Here is a 21,444-nt window from a genome sequence, read left to right as displayed (position 1 = left end):
AGAAATGTCCCTGATTTGGAAAATAAAGCCTTTTAAGGCGCTTTCTCTCGGCGAACTATACAATGTGTTGGAATTGCGAAGCGAGGTCTTTGTGGTCGAGCAAAATTGCGTCTATCAAGACATCGATGGAAAAGACAGAAAGGCTATTCACATAATCGGCGAATATAAAGGCGAAACAGTTGCCTACTGTAGAATCTTTAAAGCAGGCGATTATTTTGAACAATCCTCTATTGGCAGGGTCATTGTCAAAGAAACCTATCGTGATAAAAAATGGGGACATGATTTGATCAGGGAAGCGATCGAGGCCGTCAAAAGTAATTTTGGAGAAAGCAAGATTACGATTTCAGCTCAGCTGTATCTCAAAAAATTCTATGAAAGCCATGGCTTTGCTCAAACCAGCGAAGAATATCTTGAAGATGGAATTCCTCATATCGAAATGAAAAAAGGCTAAATCTTCGTAATCACCAACTCAACACGACGGTCTAAATCAGGTCCTTTTCCAAGGGGCTGTGTGTTTCCGTAACCTTTAAACGTCATGCGTGTTTTTGGCACTTTTTTAAAGGCCAAATATTTGTAGACGGCTTCGGCGCGGTTTACAGAAAGCTTACGTTTTTTAGTATGCTTGTCGATAGCTTCTTTGTGGTAGGGAGGCGTACAGCAGACGTGTCCTTGGATTTCGAACTCAAGATTTTTATATTTTAAAAGCTGTCTAGCCATCCTGTCCAATTCGGTTTTTGATTTCATCGTGAGTTTGCTGCTTCCTTTTTCGAAAAGCAATTTCTCTAAATAAATCCTATCGCCAACCACATGGTTTTTGCGGATTTCGCTGTAAACGCCTGGCAATTCTAGTTTTTCAATCGGAATTTCCTTGAAATTCATCACGACATCGACGCGTCGATTTTTAGATCGAACTTCTGAAATATTGTCGATATCGTCTTCAATCAGAATCCTTCCTCTTCCTTCGATAGTGACGATGATTTTGCTTTTGATTCCGTTTTCGACCAGTTTGTCTTTGATGGCATTGGCACGGTTGCTGGAAAGCTTGAAATTATATTCGTCTTTGCCTCGATCGTCGCAATAGCCGTAAATACTGATGGATTCAATCCGAACGGAATCGGTGGACTGTATAAATTTTGTGACTTCTTCAATCTGATTATCAGTCAGGTTGAATTTGTTGGTGTCAAAATAAACGGAATGCACTACTTCTTCTTGCGCCGCAACAATTCCAAAAATAAACAGGGGGATAATTTTAAGAAAACGAAGCATTATTTTACTAGTATTTTGTTGTATTCTGCCGGATTATTCAGCAGGGCAGTAGCCTTTTTAATTTCGGAATTATTTTTTGTGTAATATTGGTAAAGTCCTTCTTTGTACTGGTATCTTCTAATGATTTCGTCTAAAATAAGTTCCTTAATTTCTGCTTGGTGCTTGTTCAGCTGCGTCTCGTCGCTTTTCTGCAAAGCGGTAAGCAATTGCTGGAATTCTGCTTTGATGTCTTCGTCGATTTTTTCTTTTTTAGCCGATTCAAGCGTTTTTTTCAAAGATTGCTCCGTTTCGGTATCAAACACAAATTTCTGGTCTTTTAGGAATTTTTTAAAATCAGCGTAATCTGCATCTGTAACCGTTGGGATTTTATCGCCTATAGCTGGTTTTGTATAATAGTATTTGGTCACATAATTAAAGATACCGTCATTTTTGACCAATGCTTCAGTGATAGCGCTCAATTTTGTTTCTGCAAGTTCTACGTCAGGTTGAATACCGCCACCGTCATACACAGTTCTTCCTTTTCTGGTTTTGAAGGCATTGTAGTTCTTCTCATCGGTGCGGATGGCTTTTCCGTCCTTATCTTTATGCGCATAATCCAACGCCTGAATACATCTTCCAGAAGGCGTATAATATCTTGAAATTGTTACTTTTACTTGAGTTCCATACGTTAAGTCGATTGGTCTTTGCACAAGTCCTTTTCCAAAACTTCTGGCGCCAACAATAACCGCTCTGTCCAAATCCTGTAAGGCACCTGCCACGATTTCTGAAGCAGAAGCGCTTCTCCCATCGACTAAAATGACCAAAGGAATTTCAGTGTCGATAGGAGCTTTTGAAGTCCTATAAGTGTTGTTGTGCTTTTCGATATGCGATTTTGTAGTCACGATCGTTTCGCCGCTTGGCACAAAAAGGTTACAGATATTTACGGCTTCGCCTAATAGTCCGCCAGGGTTTCCTCTTAAGTCAAGGATTATTTTTTCGGCACCTTCGTTTTTTAGTTTTTCTAAAGCTTGTTTTGTTTCTAAGGATGCTTTCGCATTAAATTGAGAAAGAACGATATAGCCTGTCTTATCGTCTATTTTAGAAAAGAACGGAACAGCTTTCAGATCAACTTCTTCCAAAACTAAAGTCGTGTTGTTTGTCTTTCCTTGGCGAATGTATTTTATGTCGATTTTGGCATTCTTGCTTCCTTTAAGCAACTGCGAGGCATCGTCTTTAAAATCGGCAAGATTGACATCGCCAATCTGGATAATTTCGTCTCCGGCTTTTAAACCGGCTTTATCGGCAGGATAGTTTTTATACGGCTCCTTGATAATTAGCTTGCCATCTTTTCGAGTGATCATGGCTCCTATGCCAGTATATTCGCCTGTGTTGTTGATTTTGAACTTTACGACATCTTGTTCGTTGAAATAAACCGTATAAGGATCGAGCTCCAAAAGCATGTTTTTGATTGCCTTGTCCATCAGGTCGCCCGGATTTGTTTCGTCTACATAATTCATATTCACGGTCTTGAACATCATCGTGAATATTTCTATCTGTTTTGCAATTTCAAAGAAATCATTTCTGAAACTCGCCCCAACATATAAAAGACCTCCCGCAACTACCGGAATGATATATCTCTTTTTTAAAAATGCATACATAATTTTAAGCTTTTTTTCTTTTGAACCTTCTGCGGATGATGAAAAACAAGACCACTAAAATAAGAATAAATGGCCAAACATTTAAAATCCATAAAAATAAACTTGAAACTTTAAGAAAACCAGTTTCTAGGGCATTTCCCATTTTGTTTCCATAGGATTGCGCCACACCACTTTCTGCGGGTTTGGTCTTATAAAATTCAAGATAGACAGAGCTCATCGCTACTTGACTTTGCATGTATTTTAACTGACCTTCTTTCGATTCTATTTCTTCTCTTATTGTTGAAAGTTCTTTTTCTATTTCTAGTATTTCCGAAACCTTTCCTGCCTTTTTGAGCAGTTCTAGATATCGCGCTTCTAAAGTCTTTTTAGCCTTCAGTCTTGCTTCTGTATCAATAAATTCTGCGGTAACATCGTCTGAGGAGATTTCTTTTTCATCAAAATACGAAATGCCTTTTCCAACGGCAGTTATAAATGCTTCAAAATTCTGGTTTGGAATCCGGACTGTAATTTTTCGGTAAATTGAATGGTTGTTTTTTCCTTCAACATCTTTTTCAATACTGGCTTTGTTCTCTTTTACAGCTTTTCGGACTTGTTCGGTTGTTTCCGCTAAATCATCAGTTTCAAAAGTTAGTTTGGCCGTTTTTATGATTTTCTGCTCAATTTCTGGGGAAGATGATTCCGAGGGAGCATAGCTTACTTTATCAGCCATAGGCTCGCTCATTTCTGCCGCAGAGACATACACAGCTTCCATGTTATCAACATCATTTTTACAAGAAAAAAGGAAAAACAGAATAAAAATTGGGAGGATGGTTTTCATATAAGTTTGTTTTATAATCTGTTAACGAAAAATCTTTCATTTTTAGTGTGTTGCAGACTTATATGCACGAAGTGTTATTCTTCCTTTGGTTTTAGTTGAAGATGGAATTTTTCAAAAAGCTGTATGGTTTTCTGATTTATTTCCTCATAAGACAGCTTGTCTTTTGTCTGGTATAAGAGCATAAATGCATAGGGTTCTTCCAAAGAATCGAGCAAAAGTTTTTTGTTGAGTCGGTAAGTTTCCCGCAGTATACGCTTGAAATAATTTCTGTCGACCGCTTTCTTGAAATATTTTTTAGAAACAGAAACCCCGATTTTCAGCTTTTGGTCTTCTTCAAGAACAGCTTTCGTATATACCAGCCTTAACGGATATTTTGACACCGACTTGCCTTCGCGAAACATCAGGTCAATCGTAGTCTTGCTTTTTAGTTTTTCCGATTTGGGATAGGTAGTCATTCTCCTGGATTTACGGATAGATATTATATACGATTTTTAAATCAGGATAGTTGATGTAGAATTGGATACGGTTGCCTTGTTTTTTTCTGGTGATAATTTCGATGACACAGCGGTCGCCGCTATTGTCGATGCAATTAAAAGTAACCGTTTTGTCTGTTTCGTTTTCTATCGTTTCTCCATATACTTCAATGTTGTACAATTGGGTCTGTGCTGAGTTTACGACAATTCGGTTCTTATCGCCGTCCAAAGTGATGATAAGGCTAGTGTCTTTGAAATCAGACCATTTTCCCCATCCGCCTTTTGCGTTTTTTTCCATAACGCTGTAGCTGGAAGTCTTGAATCTGTATTTCTGTGCAAAAGTTTGCTGCGTTACAGCAACGAAGAAAAATAAGAAGGCTACTATTTTTAATGCTTTCATCTTAAAATTTATAAAGCGGTAAAGTTACAAATATATTTGGATTGTAAGATTTGAGTGCAAATCATTCCTCCATGCCATCCATTGCATAAAAACTATGCCAGTTTGAAATAAAAATAACGCTAGATTGCATTGTTTCCCCAAAAATTTAACATAAAATTTCTACACAATCCCCAAAAATCTACAGATTTCAAAATGATTCTGAAACAAATTATTATGGGAATCTTGATATCAATCCAATTAATAAATTTTATAAAAACGCTTTATTTACGGGGACTTTGTGTCAGTTTTATACAATTTGAACAGATGTCGATTTGATAAATTTTTGTCAATGGCATTGAAATTGCCTTATTCTTGGAAAATATACCAAACCACTATAAATCACACAAAAAATTCACTATGAAAAAATTAATTTTAAGCGCGATCATGCTTACCGGAGTTGTAGCATTTGCACAAGAAACGCCAAAGAAAACGACTAAAGAAGCCGTAAAAAATGCAGCAACTACTGCAACCGCTGAAAAGAAAACAGAAGTTTCTAAAACCACGGAAGTGAAACAAGAAGCCAATGGAGCCAAAAAAGTAGAAACTACTACCACCAAAACTGCTGAAATTGCACAACCAGCAGCTCCAGCGCAACCAGCTACAACAGCTAAAAAACAACAATAGTATAATCCTAACCGACCAACTATCTATTAAAACCTCTGGAAATTTCCAGAGGTTTTTTTGTTAGCTGTGTTTTATTAGTTTTTTTGCGATTTCATTCAATTCTTCACGATGCTGATCGATGTAGGCCAAACCTGCTTGAATCAATTCATAGATGTTTTTTGAAGAAACATCATCCATCTCTGGCGATGCATTTTTTAAAGAAGGCATCAAGCGATGGTAGTTCTGCCTGTTTCGGGCACCGAGCGTTTCATACATTTTACGGAGATGATAGTCGGTGGTTTCTACGTTTGCCGAAAGTAATATGTCAATCAGTGGCTGAATCCACTTTACTTTTCCGGCATTTTCAAACTGCCTAAAATTATAGGGCTTCAATACTTCTCCCGTGCCAATTGATACGATAACCATATCGCTTATTTTAGGATAATCTTTTTTTGCAGGATGTTGCAATACTTTTGAAAATTCAATTTTTCGAGCTTCTGCATAAGCGCACAAAGCAGGATTGTTGGCATAAACGCCTCCATCGATAAGCGTAAATTCTTGACCGTAAAGCGATTTTATTTTGGCAGGTTCAAAATAGGTCGGCGCTGCTGAGGTTGCCCTGCAGGCATCTTTGGCGTAGAAATTTTCTAAATCGGAATTCGCTTCATGGCTGGTAAAAAATTTTGCTTTTCGGTGAAAGATGTCATAGGAAGTAATCAAGCAGGGTTTTATGAAATCTTTGATTTCAAGTTTTCCGAATACTTCCTGAAGCTGTCTTTCTAAAGCTCTTTGAGAAATTTTTTCATTGAAAAGCCCAAACGGATTGATGAGCTGCTGCCAAAATGAGACATTGAAAATAGTTTCGCCATGCTTGGCATATAAATCCAGCGCAGTTTCGACGGAATATTTCGCTTTTTTGTCGCTATCGGGAAAAAGAAGAATAACCGCAAGGATTCCGCCCGTGCTGGTTCCGGCGATAAGGTCGAAATAATCGCCAATTTTTGCATTAGGATTATCCAGCTTTTGGAGCTGTTCTTCAATATATTTTAAAATGACGCAGGTAATAATCCCTCGGATTCCGCCTCCGTCTAGGCTTAAGATTCTGATTTTTTTTGACATGGCTTTTATGATTTAAGATTTGGGGTCTTGTCGTATTTTATAGCCTACAGGCTCATAATGACTGTTTTGAAAACAGTTTGCAATATCGTGTTTTTGATGTTATTAATCCTGATTTTTGATAATCCTGCTCCTTGCAATGTTTTAAGGGCGATTAAGTCTTGCTGACTTTTCAGCAACCATGAAAATTCTTCTTCTGTTAGCGATGCTGTGGCGAGTAACATCGACCAGCGTTCTAATTTTTCTCTTGATTTTTCCAAAAAATCATTGATGTCTTTTTGGATTTCCGGCTTGAATTCTTTGTACTTGTCGCCTAAGAGTTTGACAAGTTCTTGCTTAAGTTCTTTTAATAATTTGTCGATATCCATGATTTCTAGTTATTACTGTTGATGAGGCCTAAAAGTCCTTCTTTTGACACTTTGTCTTTTTTGATTTCATATTGGATGAGCAAGTCCAAGGCTTCCAATACTTGCTTTTTCGATTCTTGAAGAAAAACAGGCGACAAAGATTCTTTCTCTTTCCAGCGCTTGAAAAATCCTGAAAGGAGGTTTTTTTCTTCGTTGGTCAGCACTTTCCACATAGCGAAAGTAATTTCGTTATCGGGCTTGTTTTTTTCATATTCCATCAGTTTTTCCACATCCAACAAAAAAGTTTCTGCTTCTTGTTGGTGCTTTGGATAGGGCGATGTTGCCTTGTCCATTAATTTTGAGGCTTCTACTTTTAGTTCTGTCGTTTTCTGATACGAATATTGATCAAAGATTGCCGTCCTTGTCGACTCACAGGAAACTGATAGAGAGACTAAAAAGAAAAGCGCAACGATGTTTCTCATTGTTTTCATAGATGTTAATTTAGAATTACATATCCGTTTTTATCTTTCTTAAGCTTTGATAATTTTTTCCAGCTATTGAGGTTTCTTTTGTCAAAATGAGGCATGTCTTTGAATGTTTTCCAATTGCCGCCCCATTCCCAGCCATGCTTTGCAAAAATTTTCACGCATTCGTACCAATCAGCAATTTTATCGTTGTCCCAATCTTTTGCAGTATCCCAAGAAGCTGTTTTTCCATCAATAATCAAGCAGATATCTACTGCAAAACCATAATTGTGAATTGATTGTCCGCCTTTTGCATTGGTCACTTTTTTGCCGGGGTTTGTTCTACCTTGAGCATATAGGGCATCTTGTTCTTCAAACGTCCGCAATCCTTGCGTGACTCTGACTTTTGCTCTTCCGCTCAACGCGCTGTCGCATTCTTCGATAATTTTTGCTGCTTCTTCTCTCACTATGGGATGAAGCAGGGCGATTCGTTGTTTTGTGTATTTATCCATTTTATTTTCAATTGATTACAGTTACAAATATAATAGAAAATAATCTATCATACAAGTTAATTGCAAGATTATTTTCTACTAAATGTGTTTTTCAAGCTTAAAATTAATATAAAAAATGATTGAATTTTAAAATACTGTTCATTGATTGTCAGAAGATTATGAAAAAAAACACTGAGGTCTGGATTTTCTTTGATAAAAAAACGCCTTGAGAAATCAAGGCGTTTTTTGGGATTCTGGGCAACTTATAGAATGAAAAAAATTATGAGAAAATTCATGGTTTTAATTCTCTTTTCTGAAATAATTACCATTAACATCTTTGCCTATTTCGTAGACAATCATATTGAAATTTTGGTAATATAAAGGCTCGCCCGTGTCATCGGAAATTGTTAAGAAATCGGTATTGTCAAAAGGTGCTTTTATAACTGCCGTCCAAGTAGGGTGAAGTTTCCCTTTGTTTTGACCCCTAATTAATTCGTCTTTTTCATAAAAAACAACTTTTTCTATATCAGACTCTTTGTATAAATCTTTAAAAATTGCTTGAAGAATTTTTTTTGTTTTTTCTAAAATTTCATGTTCTGTATGTTTCATTATATTTTAATTTTTAAAGGTTCAAGATTATAGCTTTTAATTCTAATTCCATTCATGTAATTTAAGGAATCTTGTAACTCAGCTTTAGTCCATTTGTTTCTATTAGCAAAAATTTGTTCCCACACGTAAGTTTCCTTTTCAAGTCTTGAAATGGTTAAATAGCTTTCTCCAATTTCTTCAAAGTGTTTTAAATGAGCCATTTCATGAAAGCTCACTATTTCAGTTGCTTTTTTGCTTAAAAAGAATTGCTTTGTTTTAGCATTAAAGCCTCCGGGAAATCCTTTTGCTTGCATGGCGTAAAATAAATCATCAATAGTTTTGAAATCATCTACAGGTATAAAAAGCTTTGTTATGTTTTTTAGATCTCCTTCCACAATTAGATGAATTCCTTTTTGCTTTAGGATACCTCTCAATTTCCTGATCTGTGATGCTTTTAAAATATTTCCTCCTAGATTTCCGATTTTTCGGCTTGCCATCCAATCTAACTCGGATTTAGTCAAGCTCGGGATATCATCTACAATATTGTTGCCTCTTCTAAACAGAGTTTGAATAAACTCCCAAACTTCATCCAAAAGAATCTTTAAATTTTTAGATTTTTCTCTAAAAAAAGCGAAAATAGCTAAAAAATTTTCAAAAGCAATGACGGCTCCTTCTTTAAACTTAAAAACGAAACTCTTCATGGTTTTGAAGATACTTATCAAAGAGTCTGCCAGTTTTTTAAAGGCGTCGGCTACGGTTTTTGCGCCTCCTGTGAATAGGATTTCAAGAACGAGCTGGATGATAAACCCAATGATGTAGCCAATATAATAGGCGACCTTGTCGAGATTTGGCATTTGAAGGCCTTCTGCGAGCCAGTTAAATATTTTTGATGGCAAGGTCAGGATGAACAGCCCGCTTTTTTTGAAAAATTCGATCAGTGCTTTTAAGTTTTCCTTGCTGAAAAGGTTGGCTAATGTTTCGAGCATGTTTTCGATCATTTCAAAGAACAGGCTGATATAGCTAAGCGGATTTTCGGCAACGTTTTGTCCTTTTTCCCGCAGCGCAATTAGCCCTTTACAGATCAGGGTTATGATGTCAAAGATGCCTTTAATGGCGTCTATGATGCTGTTGATGAGGCCAACGATAAAGGCATTGTACATCACGAAGGTGATTTCTGCCAATTCAAGGGTTTTGTCTAGTGGGTCGCTCAAAAAATCCTTGACTCTTGCCAGCACATACAACTGCTGGTTGATAATGTCTTTGAAAAATTTCGCCTCTCCCAGGTCTCTTTTTTGGTTCCTAAGGACGTTTTCCAGATAAACGATTTTGTTTATTGCTAGCGCGTTTGTTTTTTCCGGGTCTAACGGCTTGCCTTTTTTGTTCATTGCCTCCAAGTACTGAATACCCCCGAGGCCTGGCAAAAACAGATTAGGATTCTTTAACGGTTGCCCTTTTTCATCATAATATTGCCATTGGGAGTCGTCGAGCTTTAGCTTACCTATAAGGCCTGCAATTCCATCGGAAAGAATCTCGATTCCTTCTAAAGTTAGTTTTGATGTAAAGCCTATGACTTTGTTTATAATTCCCCACACCGCACTTTTGACGATGAAAAAATTGCTGGATTTATCCTCGACATGTTCTTGGATGATTTCTAACAGTGATGCGCTATGGATGTGGGTGTTGAAATAATCGACGACCTTGCTTAGTTTTTTATAGGGTACACCTGAAGCGGTGGTTACATTTGCGCCTGTTTTTATCCTGACCACGGAACCAAAGAGGTTCTTTTTGTCGTTGGTCTCAATAAATAGGACGATTTCATTTTCGTATAAATCATCGATTGATTGGTAGGCGGTTTCCAACATCGCTCCGTCTTTTGAGATAAAGAGTATTACTGAAAGTTGTTTTTCTTTCAGGATATCGTTTAGGAGGGTTATCTTTTCTCTCTTTTTCTTTTTTAAAGGAGAAATGGGCTGAATCTCCACATTTTCCAATAAAAAATTCCATTCAATGGCTCCAATTTCGCTTTTGGTAATTAATGCGAAATAGGTGTTATCGAACTTGCAGATCTGCGCCGTCGTACTTGAGTTTTGAAAATGTATTGTTGCTGGTTCTGCTATTTCTGTAGCAGATGTGGCATTTGAGTTTAAGAGATAATTTCCTTCTCTGATATCGAGAATCTCTCCATCTGGAACAATTTTATATTCGTTCGGATTTGCTTCTCCATAAGGCTCAATTTCTACATAGACTATTTCTGTATAGGCATTTTCCTCTTCTTCATCGGTTTCATCATTTGCAACGCTAATCTCGTTGTTAAAGGCATATATGTTGCTTTTTACGTCTTTATAGGAGTAATTTCCGTTATGGAGTAATCCATATTCTGTTGCTCTCATATTTTGTTTGGTTAAAAAAGCCCTGCTTCTTACGGCAGGGCTTAAGGATTAATTTTGGCTTATATTATACGGCTGGCGTACTGTCGCCAATCAAGACATCTGTTTTCACGAATGACTTAATCGGGTTTCCTTCGGCATCAAGAATTGGCTCTCCATCGCTATCGAACATGAGGTTGTCGTCGCAATCAGAACTGCAAGGCAGTGCATTTGCAACATTCAATCCCATGCTTCCGGCTTGGATAATGGTTAATGAAGTTGGCACTCGGCTTTCCCAAGTTTCTTCTACTTCGCCTTCGGTTTGTCTCAATTCTTTGATGATAGAAACAAATAACGGGTCGTCGATCGTTGGCACTTGGCCTCCATTCCAGACTTGTCCTGTAGCGATAAACCAGTTAACGGCTTCTTCAAATCCTGGGCGAACGGTTAGAATGACTCTGGCCATTCCGCTTTGAAGAAATGCTCTGAAAATCGGGTCGTTCATTTCTTCTGGATTGTACAATTCGGCCCACTTCTCTTTGTTTGCCCAATAGAACGGATAGAAATAGTAGCTCATTAGATCCCACTCAAAAGCTTGCTCTAAGAATTTCACTTGTGAAGTATAGGCGTCTAATGCAGCATCATTTCTAACTTTCAAATCTTTCACATTAGTGCCTAAAAGCATGTTTTTTCCCATGTTGTCATGACCGAGCATGTAGGCGATACAGTTTTTACGCAAGATCATGTTTTCTACTTGACGGTAGAATCCAGGATTTGTTTTTGCTTTTGTCTCTCCAGTAGCTTTTGCTTCGGATAGTTTTGCTTCAAATTCAGCCAGTTTTGCTTCATAAGCTTCAATGATGGTATTGAAAGCTTTTTGGCGCCATTGCAATTTTGCTTTTTCGGTCAATTTGCATTTTACCGATGCCGTAATGTCACCCGCAACGTGATTTCCTAAGGTGTAGGAAACAGGCACTTCTGTTCCGAAATTTTGTATCAGGCTATCCAATGACAAGGTATAATTGTAAAATCTTCCGGTATGCTTGTTTGTAGCATTTCCGATGGATAATGACAAAATATTTCCTTGCAAATTGTTATCACCGCTGGCATTAAAGACTCCCAGAGCTCGATAGGCTTGGTATCCTTCGGGAATTCTTATTTTTCCATTTCCGGCATTTGATTCTGTATCGGCTATTTTCGAGCCGGTTGGATGTCCAAGAATGTTGAAAGATTCTCCTGCAGTAATTTCTTCATCTGGATAGGCTTCAATTTCTGCATTATAGACAGCGGCCCAGTGTTTGTAGGTGTTTAAGTTGACGACATTGGTGTCTTTTAGTCCCAACGCATCAGTTACGGTTCTTGGGTCAACAGGTTTTGTTAAGATTTCTGTGAAGGCATCTTTTTTCCCGCTTGTCACTTCATTATGGAAAGAAGACGGCTCCGGAATCATAAATTCATACATCAGGCGTTTTCCGTAATTGACCACTTTGTTTTTGTAAACTTTGTCAACCCAACGGTATACTCCAGAAATGTGATTGTCTCCCTTGCGATTGTCAAAACCATGTGTGTCTTCTTGGGAATATTCCTCAATGATTTTAGTGGTACGTTCTTCTTTGACTTTTAACACAACACGATCCAAAGCTCTTTCAGTAATTTCTTTTGCATGCATAACAGCTTGGCTGTTTGAAGTTTCAGATGAGGTGTTGTGGGCATAATCAGCATTAACTTGTCCGCCAAATGCTTTTCCTCCTCCCCAATGGATACCGGCTTGAACGCCAATATGAGTGTCTTGCGCTACTACTGAAGCAACCTCCTGATTCATTTCATGGCGTTCTGTAGTTGAAGTGTCTGTTAATTTTTCAGTTTCTTGTTCATTGCTTGTTGTGGTTGTGTCTTCGGTTTTTCTAGAACGTCTTGTCGTTTTTTCCTTAAATTCACGCGCCATGATGTTTTCTATATGGGACACTTCTCCGGGAACATAGCAGCAGATTTCTTGTTCTACTTTTCTATAATCGGTAATTCCTAGTCTCCTAAAACCATAGGTTGGAATAGGGTCAAGTGCAGGAGTTGTTCCTGGCTGGCCTGGATTATTTTCGTCGATTATGGCAATCACTTCAAAACTCCCATTTCCAGAAGCTCTTGTGGTTGTTAATTCGGCCAGGTTTCTCACTAAACTCATAGCTGCTCTACCCTTGATTTGCAGAGCAGTGTTGTTGCTTAATATCAGCTCTCCAGAAATCGTAAAATTTTTCATTCTGGCAAAATTTAAATTTTCTGTGAATAAGGTCACTTGCAACTTCCCGTTTGTCCATGTGTCATTGAAAGTGACTCCTTGATTACTGCTACCATTGTCGAAAGTCACAGTATATTCCGCGCCAACAACATCAGCACCTATGGGAGCATTGTTGAACAAGAGTGTTAATGGCGAACTCCCGGAATAATTTTGACCTACAAGCGAAAATACATTTCCAAGAGCCGAGATGTTTGTATTTATTGGAGTTAAAATACCTCCGTTGTTTACAATTGTCTGGCCGGTTGGGGCTTGATTGATAAGTGCTTGCGATTCTAGAGTAATCTCATCTTCGAGAACGGCAATAGCTTGGCTTAAAGTCGGACTATTTCCTGTAAGAGGAAGGTTTTTAATGGTTCTTTCGGCTTGCTCGGAAAGACTATCTATCCCTAACGCAAAATCAATTTCTGAATTTGCTGTAAATTCAAATTGAGGAATTTTCAAGTCAACATATTCAACAAGAGTCTTTTCGATTCCGGTTTCCTTGTCAATATATTTTATTTCTACGGTATTTGCGCTTTCATAAATTTTTTCTACTTCTTTTTCGTATTTCTTGTAGGCATTTTCACGAGCAATGTGAGAAGCTTTTTGATACGATTCTTTGATGGCGTTCAGCTCTTTTACAGTGCTATGATATTCTAAAATATTTTGATTCGCAATAAACAAATCTAGTTCTTTGTCAAGCGCTTTTGAATTAACGGGGATCGAACGCAGAACTCCTTTTTTTGAAGGAGGAGTAAGTTTGTTGTCGTTTTCCAAAAGTGTTTTTGGGATGATGATTCTTGCTTGCGCCAGTTCATTAAGCATCGCTAAATCTTTGTGCTCAATAAAATTGTCAGCAACAAGAATAGATAGCAGGTCTTCACGAAGATACCCCGATTTTGAAGTAACAATCTGATAAAAGAGATTGTCCCAGACTTGGATTTTTGCATTCAGACTTAGGGCTTTAATACTTAACGGGACGTTTTCTGCTAATTTTTCTTTGGTCAGAGAGTTTCTGTTGGCGATTAGCCAAGAAGAAAATTTCAAGAACTGACTTCCGACTAAAGCATCAATTTCTTTTTTAGATTTAAAATTTTGATCTTCAAAGTCATTGGCCAGATTTTGCAAAAGTTCTTTTCTTGCAGTGTTAGGATTTGAAAGAACTCCTAAAAGGAAATGGCTTTTTGTGTATTCGCTTTCTGCTAACTGGATGAAATTGTTTTTTACCTCTTCATCATTGATCAATTCGGGTGCTCTCATGGTTACGAACCTGAAAAGCGTGTTTTTAATTTGTGTACTCATTTTATTTGGTTTTAAATTTATTTGAAATAAATCTTACAATCGCCTCAAATAAATAAATACTGCTGTCCGGACAACAGCATTTTTTTAATCTATATGGCTTTTAAAGATTATTACACTGCAAATATAGAAGAAAATAATCTACAAAACTAATTTATATTAAGAATATTTTCAATTATTTTGTAATGGCTTAATAATTATTGTAATTCATTGTTTATGTGAAGTATAATTTTAATTATTGAGTATAATTTGCTTTTAATCAATGGATTAAATTTAAAAATAAGTGTATTATTTTCTTATTAATATTAATAAATTCTTATTTTTATTAAATTTAGATATTTTTTTCCTACTTTTGTGAAATAATAATTAGTAGATAAGGATATGGTTTCAGAAAGAGTAGGGCAGTATATGGTTAAAAAGGGCATAAGTTTTTATGCTTTTGAGAATAGCATTGGTGCCAGCAGAGGAAGTATTTCAAAAGCTGTAAAAGAAGGAAAGAGCATCGGATCGCAAGTTTTAGAAAATATTCTTTCCATTTACAAAGATTTGAATCCGGCATGGCTTCTTACAGGCCAAGGAAATATATTTTTGGATAATGAAGAAATTCTCAACAACAAGCAGATTGAGACATATAAGTTAAAAACGGATAGCTATGTTGAAAACCAGCAGATTCCGCTTTATGATATTGAAGCAATAGCTGGTCTTGTTCCGTTATTTCAAGATAGCCAGTCACAAGATCCGATTGATCATATTTCTATTCCGCATCTGCCTAAATGCGACGGAGCGGTCTACGTGACGGGAGATAGTATGTATCCGCTTTTGAAAAGCGGCGATATTGTCTTGTATAAAGAAATACACGATGTGGCTAATGAGATATTCTGGGGAGAAATGTACCTTTTAGGGATCGATATGAGCGGCGAAGAATATGTTACCGTGAAGTATATCCAGAAATCTGAAAATCCGGGCTGTGTGAGGCTCGTAAGCCAAAATAAGCACCATCAGGATAAAGATGTGGAGCTTTCAAAAATAAAAGCGCTGGCTTTGGTAAAAGCAAGCATTAGGATTAATGCCATGAATTAAAAAAGGCGGACAATTGTCCGCCTTTTTTATTTAGTTTTTCAAGATCTTGCTGTTATCCGGAATTGGAGCAGGATATACGTTATTGTCTTTTTTGACATCTGCCATGAGGTTTTCGGGATCAATTTCAATCTTGCTGATTTGTCCCATTCCTTTGTCAATGGTAAATTTTAGCGACGGATAGGCCCAATCCCAGCCTTTCAAGAAAGTTCTTTTTACGCCTGGATATGGATTTTCTTTTATGCCGCGCATCATCTGCAGTGGCGCATAGAATGTTTCTTTGCTTCCATCCACATAAGTAACAACAATGTCTAAAGGCATTGGCATTCTTCCTATTCTTTGCAGGACAACTTCTGTCTTTCCGCCTGCATCTCGTACTTCTTTAATGGCATAATCGATGGTATTGGTTGTCTGTGTCCAATCTACCAAATACCAATCCAAATTCATTCCTGAAACCTTTTCAGCGGTTCTTTTGATGTCATTTGGTGTCGGGTGCTTGAATTTGAAGTCATTATAAAATTTATGAAGTGTTTTTTGAAGATTTGCCTGTCCGATAATGTATCCTAGCTGTGTAAGGAAAATTTCTCCTTTGCTATAAGATGAGATACCATACACCATATTTTCTTCAAATCGATCTGCATGGGTAGATTGTGGCTGTTCTTTTCCAGTCTGAACCATATAAAAATAGTTAGAATAAGCCGACTCAAATGGATTCTTTTCGTCTTTATTCGGCAAAACTTTTGCCATTGCCAAATCAGAAATATAGGAAGTAAATCCTTCGTCCATCCAGCCGTGTTTGGATTCATTTGTTGCTAAAACATGTTGGAACCAAGAGTGGGCCATTTCGTGAGCTGTAACTCCAACAAGGCTTCCATACGATCTTTCTCCAGTAATGAGAGTACACATGGCATATTCCATACCGCCATCGCCTCCTTGAATAACAGAGTATTGTTTGTACGGGTAAGGACCTACATTTTTATTATAGAAATCCATCAATTCAGCCGTTTTTGGTTGCATTTTTTTCCAGTTTTCTCTAAGTTTTGCTTTGTCTTTGTAGAAGAAATGCAGCTCTACGTTGTTCGGGCCTTTATAAATATCGTGGACATAATCTTTGTCGGCAGCCCAGCTGAAGTCATGCACCATAGGTGCATTGAAATGCCAAGTCAGTGTTTTTACTTTTCTAGGAATTTTTACTTCGACACCTGCATCTTCGTAGCCGTGTCCGATTTCGTTTTTATTTTGGAGATATCCTGTTCCTCCCAAAACGTATTTCTTATCGATAGTGATTTTTACGTCAAAATTTCCCCAAACGCCGTGAAATTCTCTTCCAATATACGGATCGGCGTGCCATCCTTCAAAATCATATTCGGCCATTTTTGGATACCATTGCGTCATCGAAAGCGCAACACCTTCGGAACTATTTCTTCCAGAGCGGCGGATTTGTTCAGGTACTTGTCCGTCAAAATCTAAGGTAAATTTGGTCTTGCTTTTTGGAGCCAAGGGTTTGACCAATTCAACTTCTAAGACAGTTCCAACAGCGGTTGTTGTAGCCGAAACGCCATCTTGCATGAAATTGGTCACGTTAAGGTAGCCCATCTGATTGGGCTTTAAAAGGCTGATTCTGCTTTCGGTTTTTTCAACCCCGCCAGATTTTGACGTCTTGACCATCCTTTTGTCAGGATCAACAATTGTCTGCAGCCTGATGTCCATTTCGCTTCCAGGCTGGAAAGCATTGTTGTATAAATGGAAAAAGACTTTTTTCAAAGTGTCTGGTGAATTGTTCGTATAAACCAGCTCTTGTTTTCCTTTGTATTGGTATGTTTTTACATCCATGTTTACGTCCATTTTATAATCGACGTGTTGCTGCCAATAACCGTTCTGTGCCTTTGCATTTCCACAGAATAATGAAAATACTGAAAGTAAAAATAGTTGTTTCATAGGTGTATAAAATAAAAAATGGAAGGGAAACTCCCTTCCATCTTGAAAGTTGTTGAATTTTATTTTTTTGTCTTAGCCATTTTGTCTGCCATAATCAAGGCATTATAAGCATTGACCATTTTTCCGGATGTCGAAATTTTTGAAAACGAACGTTTGTTTGATTTTTCACCGTTTAGAACTACATCAATATTAGTTGGAATACCAGAATCCATCAAAATGTGTTTCACTTGAGAAGCTGTAAGTGATGGGTAGTAAGAACGAATCAATGCAGCAACTCCTGCAACGTTTGGAGAAGCCATAGAGGTTCCTTGCTCGTATTTGTATTCGTTGTTTGGATAAGTAGCGTAAATCTTAACACCAGGAGCGAAAACATCTACATCTTTGCTTCCGTAGTTAGAGAAGCTTGCTACTAAGTTTGTTCCGTATGTTGTATCTAAAGCACCTACTTTTATTACGTTGTCAGCGATTTCTCCAGAAGCGATTCTGTCATTTGGGAAACGCTCTTCTACATCTAGGTCAGCACCTTCATTTCCTGCTGCTAAAACAATCAATACGTCTTTGCTTGCCGCATATTTGATCGCGTCGTAAACCCATTGTTTGTGTGGAGAAAATCCTTTTCCGAAACTTCCGTTAATTACTTTTGCTCCGTTATCTACCGCATAGCGGATACCCAAAGCGATGTCTTTATCGTATTCATCTCCGTCAGGCACAGCTCTAACAGCCATAATTGCTACATTGTTTGCAATACCGTCGCCGCCAAGTCCATTGTTTCTAACTTGAGCAATGATTCCAGAAACGTGAGTTCCGTGAGAAGCACCTTCTTTTTTAGGTCCGGTAACATTGTTGTTTCCATGTTTTGAATCGTTTAAGTCGTCGATATTATCGCCCATGATTTTTCTTCCATCATGCTCAAGATTCAAATTGTAGTTCAACTGGTTATAGATATGGTCTTGGTATTCTTTTAGCTCAGACTTGAACTCAGGTCCAGCTTGCGAAATAACCGAAAGCATTACTTTTTTGTATTGGTTTACAGTCGGATCTTTAGGCTCAAAAGCTTTTAAGTCTTCGAACGTATAATTTTCTTTTTTTAATTCTTTTTGGATGGTCTTATCCGCATTGTTGATGAAATCAAACTGTTGTTTTGATGCCAATGCTTCTTGGTACTCTTTTTCGTAAGCTGCTTTAGCTTTTTTGAAATTTTCTGAACCGTCGTCTCCTTTACGGACAATTCTTGTCATTTCTAGCGTTTCATTGCTTATATCGCCAAGGAAATTCCATCCGTGGATGTCATCGATATAACCGTTTTTGTCATCGTCGATTCCGTTTCCAGGAATTTCTTTTGGATTGGTCCAGATAATAGGTTTCAAGTCCGGATGTTCGATATCTACTCCTGAATCGACAACGCCCACTATCACTTTCGTGCCTTTTTTGTTTTTGATCAATTGAGAATAGGCTTTGTCAACGCTCATTCCCGGAACAGTATCTTTTATGATATCCAGATGGCTCCATCTTTTTAAATCATCTTCTTTGATTTTTGAGGTTTTCAAAGGAAGATTTTCGATACTCGTTACTGGAGCCATGCTTTTTGAAGCACCACATCCTGATAAAACCAACACTGATAGAAGTGAAAGGAAGGACAGTCTTATTATTTTCATTTTCAAAAAAAATTTGATTTCGATTATTTCGCCAAAAATACGCCTACTTTGTTACAAACTTATAAATAATTAACTTTATTTTAGAATGCTATTGATTTTAAATTCAATGAATTCGTTTTAAAACCGCTTTTTTTATCCGTTTGAAGAACCTGCTCTTTGCTTGATGTCTTCTGCACCGCCTGCTCTTCTTCTTTGCGGATTGCTGTTACTTCCAAAATTATAAGTATACGATACAGTGGCAACTCTGGTGTCTCGGGTTACCTTGAAATGCTCTTTATAATCGGTAAATTCGGTATCGGCGGTTGTCTTATTTGTGTAAAAAACATCGTTGACGGCTAATTTCAGCGTACTGTTCTTGAATTTTTTCTGAAAGCCGAGATTGATATACCAAATCGGATCAACATCCATAAAAGCATAGACTTCTCTTGCTCTGTAATTGCCTGTAAATTCTGCGTAATAGCCATTTCCGATCTTAAAATTGCTGACCGAATTACAGTTAAAGGTAAAATTGCCTTGGTTTTCCAACGTCGTATTGGCAACAGTACCAGAATAGGAGCCATAATAAGCATTAACGCTATTGGTTGTGTTCCACCATTTGGTAATTTCAATAGGAACAATCATAAATAGGCCATAAATGTCGGCTGTGTTTAGATTTTTATTTGTCTGTACCGTCAGTTGGAGGTCTTCTTCAGAAGGAGCAATGACCTGTGTAATGTTATCGGTCGTTCTCGAAAAGGTAAGGGTCGTATAAATTTTCTGATTGAAAATATGTGTCATTTCGAAAGAATGGGTCGTCTGAGGTTTTAGATATGGATTTCCTTCTCTGTATGTCGTCGGATCCAAAAAGAATTTAAATGGATTCAATTGGTCATAACTCGGGCGCGAAATCCTTCGGCTGTAATTGAATTCTAGGCTGTTTTTGTCATTGAAAGTATAACTCAAGAAACCGCTCGGAAAAAGCTGCGTGTAATTATTCTTGAAGGAAGTATTATCGACAAGCTGCTCGCCCGTAATATTCGTGTTTTCGACCCTGAATCCTAGATAGGCGTTCCATTTTCCGAATTGTTTTGAAGCATTGATATAAGCAGCATTGATGTTTTCTTTGTAAATAAAATGATTGCTTTTTGTCGGATCAAAAACTGGAATTCCGGTACTGACATCATAAAATTTCAAGTTATTATCGGCCTTGACATAGCTTGTTTTTAGTCCGGTTTCGACCTTGATATTGTTTAACGTTTTTACAAAATCCGTTTTAAGAGAATAGATGTCCAAATCGCCTACAATATCACCATATAAGAAATATGGGTCTTGGAACTCTGCATTGTTTAGGTCGAAATAACGCGTCTTAAAATTCTGCTCGGTTTCATTGCCATAATTCGCGTAGTCAAAATCGGTAGTCCATTCGGTTCCCAATGTATCGATTGCAAACTTGTGGTTGAGGTTTACGGAATGGTTGTGCCAATTGTCATACGAATTGTTGTTGGTTTGGAAACGTGATGCTTTCGAATTGGTTTCATCATAAACATCCGAAGCATTTTTACCTGTCGGATTGAATTTATTGCTCACCGCATTGGCAACGATCCCGAATGTATGTCTTTTGTTGGCATAAAAATCGGCCCCAATTTTTCCGATATGATTTCTGAAATTCATTTTTAGGAAATTATCCTGCACGTAGGCGCCGGTAAAATTGCCATTATCATAAAATCTTCTGTTCAAAGCCAAATCATTAAAGCCTTCTCGGTACGCAAAGCTATAATTTCCGAAAATATTCACATCCTTGTTTCTGTGGTTCAAGCTCAAGCTGTTGTTGCTTTTTGGATATTTTCCTTGGCCATAAGCTGTGGAAATGCTGCCGTTTGTTCCTTTTCGCTTGTCTTTTTTCATCTTGATATTGATGATTGCAGAACCTGAAGCATCGTATTTTGAGCCGGGATTCGTAATAAATTCGATCTTTTCAATATTTCCGGAAGGCATGCCACGCAGGTAATTTGCCAAGTTGGTGCCTGACATCTGAACTGCTTTTCCGTCAATCTGCACTAGCAAGCCGCCTTTTCCACGCAGGCTAATGTTGTCGTTATTGTCGACATTCACGCCAGGGGCTTTTTCTAAAACTTCAAAAGCGGAAGAACCCGTAGCACCAATGCTGCTTTCTACGTTCAGGATCATTTTCCCATCCTGCCTTTCGATATACGGTTTTGTTTTGGTGATGACGACTTCGTCTAAGTTTTGTACTTCCGCACTTAAAACAACAGAAGGCAGTTCTAGGTTTTGGTCAGCATCAAACGGCTGTCCCGTGTATCGCGTCTTGCCATTTTCCCCAATTTTGATCAGATAACTTCCTTTGGAAACATTTTGAAAGATAAATTTTCCGGTTTCATCTGTGGTTTCTGTTTTTGCCAGTTCTTGGTTGGAAGAATGGACCAGATAGACAATCGCATTGGAAACAGCTTCGTTTTTTTCGGACAAAATTTTTCCAGAAACAGTTATTTTTTCTGGCAATTCAGTGTTCTGGCCATACAATAAGCTTGTGAGGGTTGAAATTACAAGCATGATTAGGAAGAGAAGTAGCCGTATCATAATTATTCGTTTTTTGATT

18 protein-coding genes are annotated in these 21,444 nt (G+C 37.7%); 3 read left to right on the top strand and 15 right to left on the bottom strand.

Features of this window, described 5'->3' with window-relative positions; translation table 11 throughout:
- Positions 1 to 4 precede the first annotated feature (4 nt).
- Complete coding sequence (locus CLV94_RS06920) at positions 5 to 451, top strand: GNAT family N-acetyltransferase (RefSeq protein WP_121375680.1); 447 nt, start codon at positions 5 to 7, stop codon at positions 449 to 451.
- Here CLV94_RS06920 and CLV94_RS06915 read toward each other — a convergent pair.
- The 5 genes from CLV94_RS06915 to CLV94_RS06895 all read right to left on the bottom strand — a co-directional run bounded on the left by CLV94_RS06915 (position 448) and on the right by CLV94_RS06895 (position 4,593).
- Entirely contained in the window at positions 448 to 1,266 is an 819-nt protein-coding gene (locus CLV94_RS06915) for an OmpA family protein (protein ID WP_121375679.1), read from the bottom strand. The genes CLV94_RS06920 and CLV94_RS06915 overlap by 4 nt on opposite strands.
- The gene (locus CLV94_RS06910; protein WP_121375678.1) at positions 1,266 to 2,903 is read right to left on the bottom strand and encodes a S41 family peptidase; all 1,638 of its coding nucleotides are present in this window, start codon (positions 2,901 to 2,903) and stop codon (positions 1,266 to 1,268) included. The genes CLV94_RS06915 and CLV94_RS06910 overlap by 1 nt, the downstream gene beginning before the upstream one ends.
- A gap of 4 nt (positions 2,904 to 2,907) precedes the next feature.
- Positions 2,908 to 3,720, bottom strand: coding sequence for a DUF4349 domain-containing protein (locus tag CLV94_RS06905; RefSeq protein ID WP_121375677.1), 813 nt, complete (start codon positions 3,718 to 3,720; stop codon positions 2,908 to 2,910).
- Between the two features lie 74 nt (positions 3,721 to 3,794).
- A complete protein-coding gene (gene rnpA / locus CLV94_RS06900) occupies positions 3,795 to 4,175 on the bottom strand; it encodes a ribonuclease P protein component (RefSeq protein WP_121375676.1) in 381 nt (126 codons plus the stop codon).
- A 10-nt stretch (positions 4,176 to 4,185) separates the two neighbouring features.
- Positions 4,186 to 4,593, bottom strand: coding sequence for a hypothetical protein (locus tag CLV94_RS06895; protein ID WP_121375675.1), 408 nt, complete (start codon positions 4,591 to 4,593; stop codon positions 4,186 to 4,188).
- Between the two features lie 396 nt (positions 4,594 to 4,989).
- Here CLV94_RS06895 and CLV94_RS06890 point away from each other — a divergent pair, with 396 nt between their 5' ends.
- Positions 4,990 to 5,256, top strand: a complete 267-nt coding sequence (locus tag CLV94_RS06890; RefSeq protein WP_147406601.1) for a hypothetical protein — start codon at positions 4,990 to 4,992, stop codon at positions 5,254 to 5,256.
- A gap of 60 nt (positions 5,257 to 5,316) precedes the next feature.
- Here the strand turns inward: CLV94_RS06890 and CLV94_RS06885 are convergent, their stop codons facing one another.
- The 7 genes from CLV94_RS06885 to CLV94_RS06855 all read right to left on the bottom strand — a co-directional run bounded on the left by CLV94_RS06885 (position 5,317) and on the right by CLV94_RS06855 (position 14,181).
- The gene (locus CLV94_RS06885) at positions 5,317 to 6,354 is read right to left on the bottom strand and encodes a patatin-like phospholipase family protein (RefSeq protein ID WP_121375673.1); all 1,038 of its coding nucleotides are present in this window, start codon (positions 6,352 to 6,354) and stop codon (positions 5,317 to 5,319) included.
- Positions 6,355 to 6,398: 44 nt separating this feature from the next.
- Complete coding sequence (locus CLV94_RS06880; RefSeq protein WP_121375672.1) at positions 6,399 to 6,719, bottom strand: hypothetical protein; 321 nt, start codon at positions 6,717 to 6,719, stop codon at positions 6,399 to 6,401.
- A 5-nt stretch (positions 6,720 to 6,724) separates the two neighbouring features.
- Positions 6,725 to 7,189: a hypothetical protein gene (locus CLV94_RS06875; protein WP_121375671.1), complete on the bottom strand. Its 465-nt coding sequence runs from the start codon at positions 7,187 to 7,189 to the stop codon at positions 6,725 to 6,727.
- Between the two features lie 5 nt (positions 7,190 to 7,194).
- On the bottom strand, positions 7,195 to 7,674 hold the full coding sequence (locus tag CLV94_RS06870) for a M15 family metallopeptidase (protein WP_121375670.1): 480 nt from the start codon (positions 7,672 to 7,674) through the stop codon (positions 7,195 to 7,197).
- 279 nt (positions 7,675 to 7,953) lie between these two features.
- Positions 7,954 to 8,262, bottom strand: coding sequence for a hypothetical protein (locus CLV94_RS06865; RefSeq protein ID WP_121375669.1), 309 nt, complete (start codon positions 8,260 to 8,262; stop codon positions 7,954 to 7,956).
- Entirely contained in the window at positions 8,262 to 10,631 is a 2,370-nt protein-coding gene (locus tag CLV94_RS06860; protein WP_121375668.1) for a zincin-like metallopeptidase toxin domain-containing protein, read from the bottom strand. The genes CLV94_RS06865 and CLV94_RS06860 overlap by 1 nt, the downstream gene beginning before the upstream one ends.
- Before the next feature lie 64 nt (positions 10,632 to 10,695).
- Entirely contained in the window at positions 10,696 to 14,181 is a 3,486-nt protein-coding gene (locus CLV94_RS06855; RefSeq protein ID WP_147406600.1) for a hypothetical protein, read from the bottom strand.
- Positions 14,182 to 14,559: 378 nt separating this feature from the next.
- Between CLV94_RS06855 and CLV94_RS06850 the strand changes: the two genes are divergently transcribed.
- Positions 14,560 to 15,258 (top strand): S24 family peptidase, encoded by a 699-nt coding sequence (locus CLV94_RS06850; protein ID WP_121375666.1) that lies wholly within the window; start codon positions 14,560 to 14,562, stop codon positions 15,256 to 15,258.
- A gap of 30 nt (positions 15,259 to 15,288) precedes the next feature.
- Here CLV94_RS06850 and CLV94_RS06845 read toward each other — a convergent pair whose 3' ends face one another.
- The 3 genes from CLV94_RS06845 to CLV94_RS06835 all read right to left on the bottom strand — a co-directional run bounded on the left by CLV94_RS06845 (position 15,289) and on the right by CLV94_RS06835 (position 21,425).
- On the bottom strand, positions 15,289 to 17,193 hold the full coding sequence (locus CLV94_RS06845; RefSeq protein ID WP_121375665.1) for a M1 family metallopeptidase: 1,905 nt from the start codon (positions 17,191 to 17,193) through the stop codon (positions 15,289 to 15,291).
- A 59-nt stretch (positions 17,194 to 17,252) separates the two neighbouring features.
- Positions 17,253 to 18,848, bottom strand: a complete 1,596-nt coding sequence (locus CLV94_RS06840; RefSeq protein ID WP_121375664.1) for a S8 family peptidase — start codon at positions 18,846 to 18,848, stop codon at positions 17,253 to 17,255.
- Between the two features lie 132 nt (positions 18,849 to 18,980).
- The gene (locus CLV94_RS06835; protein ID WP_121375663.1) at positions 18,981 to 21,425 is read right to left on the bottom strand and encodes a TonB-dependent receptor; all 2,445 of its coding nucleotides are present in this window, start codon (positions 21,423 to 21,425) and stop codon (positions 18,981 to 18,983) included.
- Positions 21,426 to 21,444: the final 19 nt, after the last annotated feature.

It is taken from the genome of Flavobacterium endophyticum, assembly GCF_003634455.1.
In the GTDB taxonomy this organism is placed as follows: domain Bacteria; phylum Bacteroidota; class Bacteroidia; order Flavobacteriales; family Flavobacteriaceae; genus Flavobacterium; species Flavobacterium endophyticum.
The sequence above is the reverse complement of the archived record's forward strand: the minus strand, read 5'-3'. Positions and strand labels throughout refer to the sequence as shown.

What these genes read in the sequence shown, in the direction of transcription:
- CLV94_RS06905 (WP_121375677.1), bottom strand. Translation starts at nt 3,720, where the DNA reads ATGAAAACCATCCTCCCAATTTTTATTCTGTTTTTCCTTTTTTCTTGT.
- rnpA (WP_121375676.1), bottom strand. Translation starts at nt 4,175, where the DNA reads ATGACTACCTATCCCAAATCGGAAAAACTAAAAAGCAAGACTACGATT.
- CLV94_RS06835 (WP_121375663.1), bottom strand. Translation starts at nt 21,425, where the DNA reads ATGATACGGCTACTTCTCTTCCTAATCATGCTTGTAATTTCAACCCTC.
- CLV94_RS06890 (WP_147406601.1), top strand. Translation starts at nt 4,990, where the DNA reads ATGAAAAAATTAATTTTAAGCGCGATCATGCTTACCGGAGTTGTAGCA.
- CLV94_RS06865 (WP_121375669.1), bottom strand. Translation starts at nt 8,262, where the DNA reads ATGAAACATACAGAACATGAAATTTTAGAAAAAACAAAAAAAATTCTT.
- CLV94_RS06910 (WP_121375678.1), bottom strand. Translation starts at nt 2,903, where the DNA reads ATGTATGCATTTTTAAAAAAGAGATATATCATTCCGGTAGTTGCGGGA.
- CLV94_RS06875 (WP_121375671.1), bottom strand. Translation starts at nt 7,189, where the DNA reads ATGAAAACAATGAGAAACATCGTTGCGCTTTTCTTTTTAGTCTCTCTA.
- CLV94_RS06895 (WP_121375675.1), bottom strand. Translation starts at nt 4,593, where the DNA reads ATGAAAGCATTAAAAATAGTAGCCTTCTTATTTTTCTTCGTTGCTGTA.
- CLV94_RS06885 (WP_121375673.1), bottom strand. Translation starts at nt 6,354, where the DNA reads ATGTCAAAAAAAATCAGAATCTTAAGCCTAGACGGAGGCGGAATCCGA.
- CLV94_RS06870 (WP_121375670.1), bottom strand. Translation starts at nt 7,674, where the DNA reads ATGGATAAATACACAAAACAACGAATCGCCCTGCTTCATCCCATAGTG.
- CLV94_RS06860 (WP_121375668.1), bottom strand. Translation starts at nt 10,631, where the DNA reads ATGAGAGCAACAGAATATGGATTACTCCATAACGGAAATTACTCCTAT.
- CLV94_RS06845 (WP_121375665.1), bottom strand. Translation starts at nt 17,193, where the DNA reads ATGAAACAACTATTTTTACTTTCAGTATTTTCATTATTCTGTGGAAAT.
- CLV94_RS06840 (WP_121375664.1), bottom strand. Translation starts at nt 18,848, where the DNA reads ATGAAAATAATAAGACTGTCCTTCCTTTCACTTCTATCAGTGTTGGTT.
- CLV94_RS06880 (WP_121375672.1), bottom strand. Translation starts at nt 6,719, where the DNA reads ATGGATATCGACAAATTATTAAAAGAACTTAAGCAAGAACTTGTCAAA.
- CLV94_RS06855 (WP_147406600.1), bottom strand. Translation starts at nt 14,181, where the DNA reads ATGAGTACACAAATTAAAAACACGCTTTTCAGGTTCGTAACCATGAGA.
- CLV94_RS06850 (WP_121375666.1), top strand. Translation starts at nt 14,560, where the DNA reads ATGGTTTCAGAAAGAGTAGGGCAGTATATGGTTAAAAAGGGCATAAGT.
- CLV94_RS06920 (WP_121375680.1), top strand. Translation starts at nt 5, where the DNA reads ATGTCCCTGATTTGGAAAATAAAGCCTTTTAAGGCGCTTTCTCTCGGC.
- CLV94_RS06915 (WP_121375679.1), bottom strand. Translation starts at nt 1,266, where the DNA reads ATGCTTCGTTTTCTTAAAATTATCCCCCTGTTTATTTTTGGAATTGTT.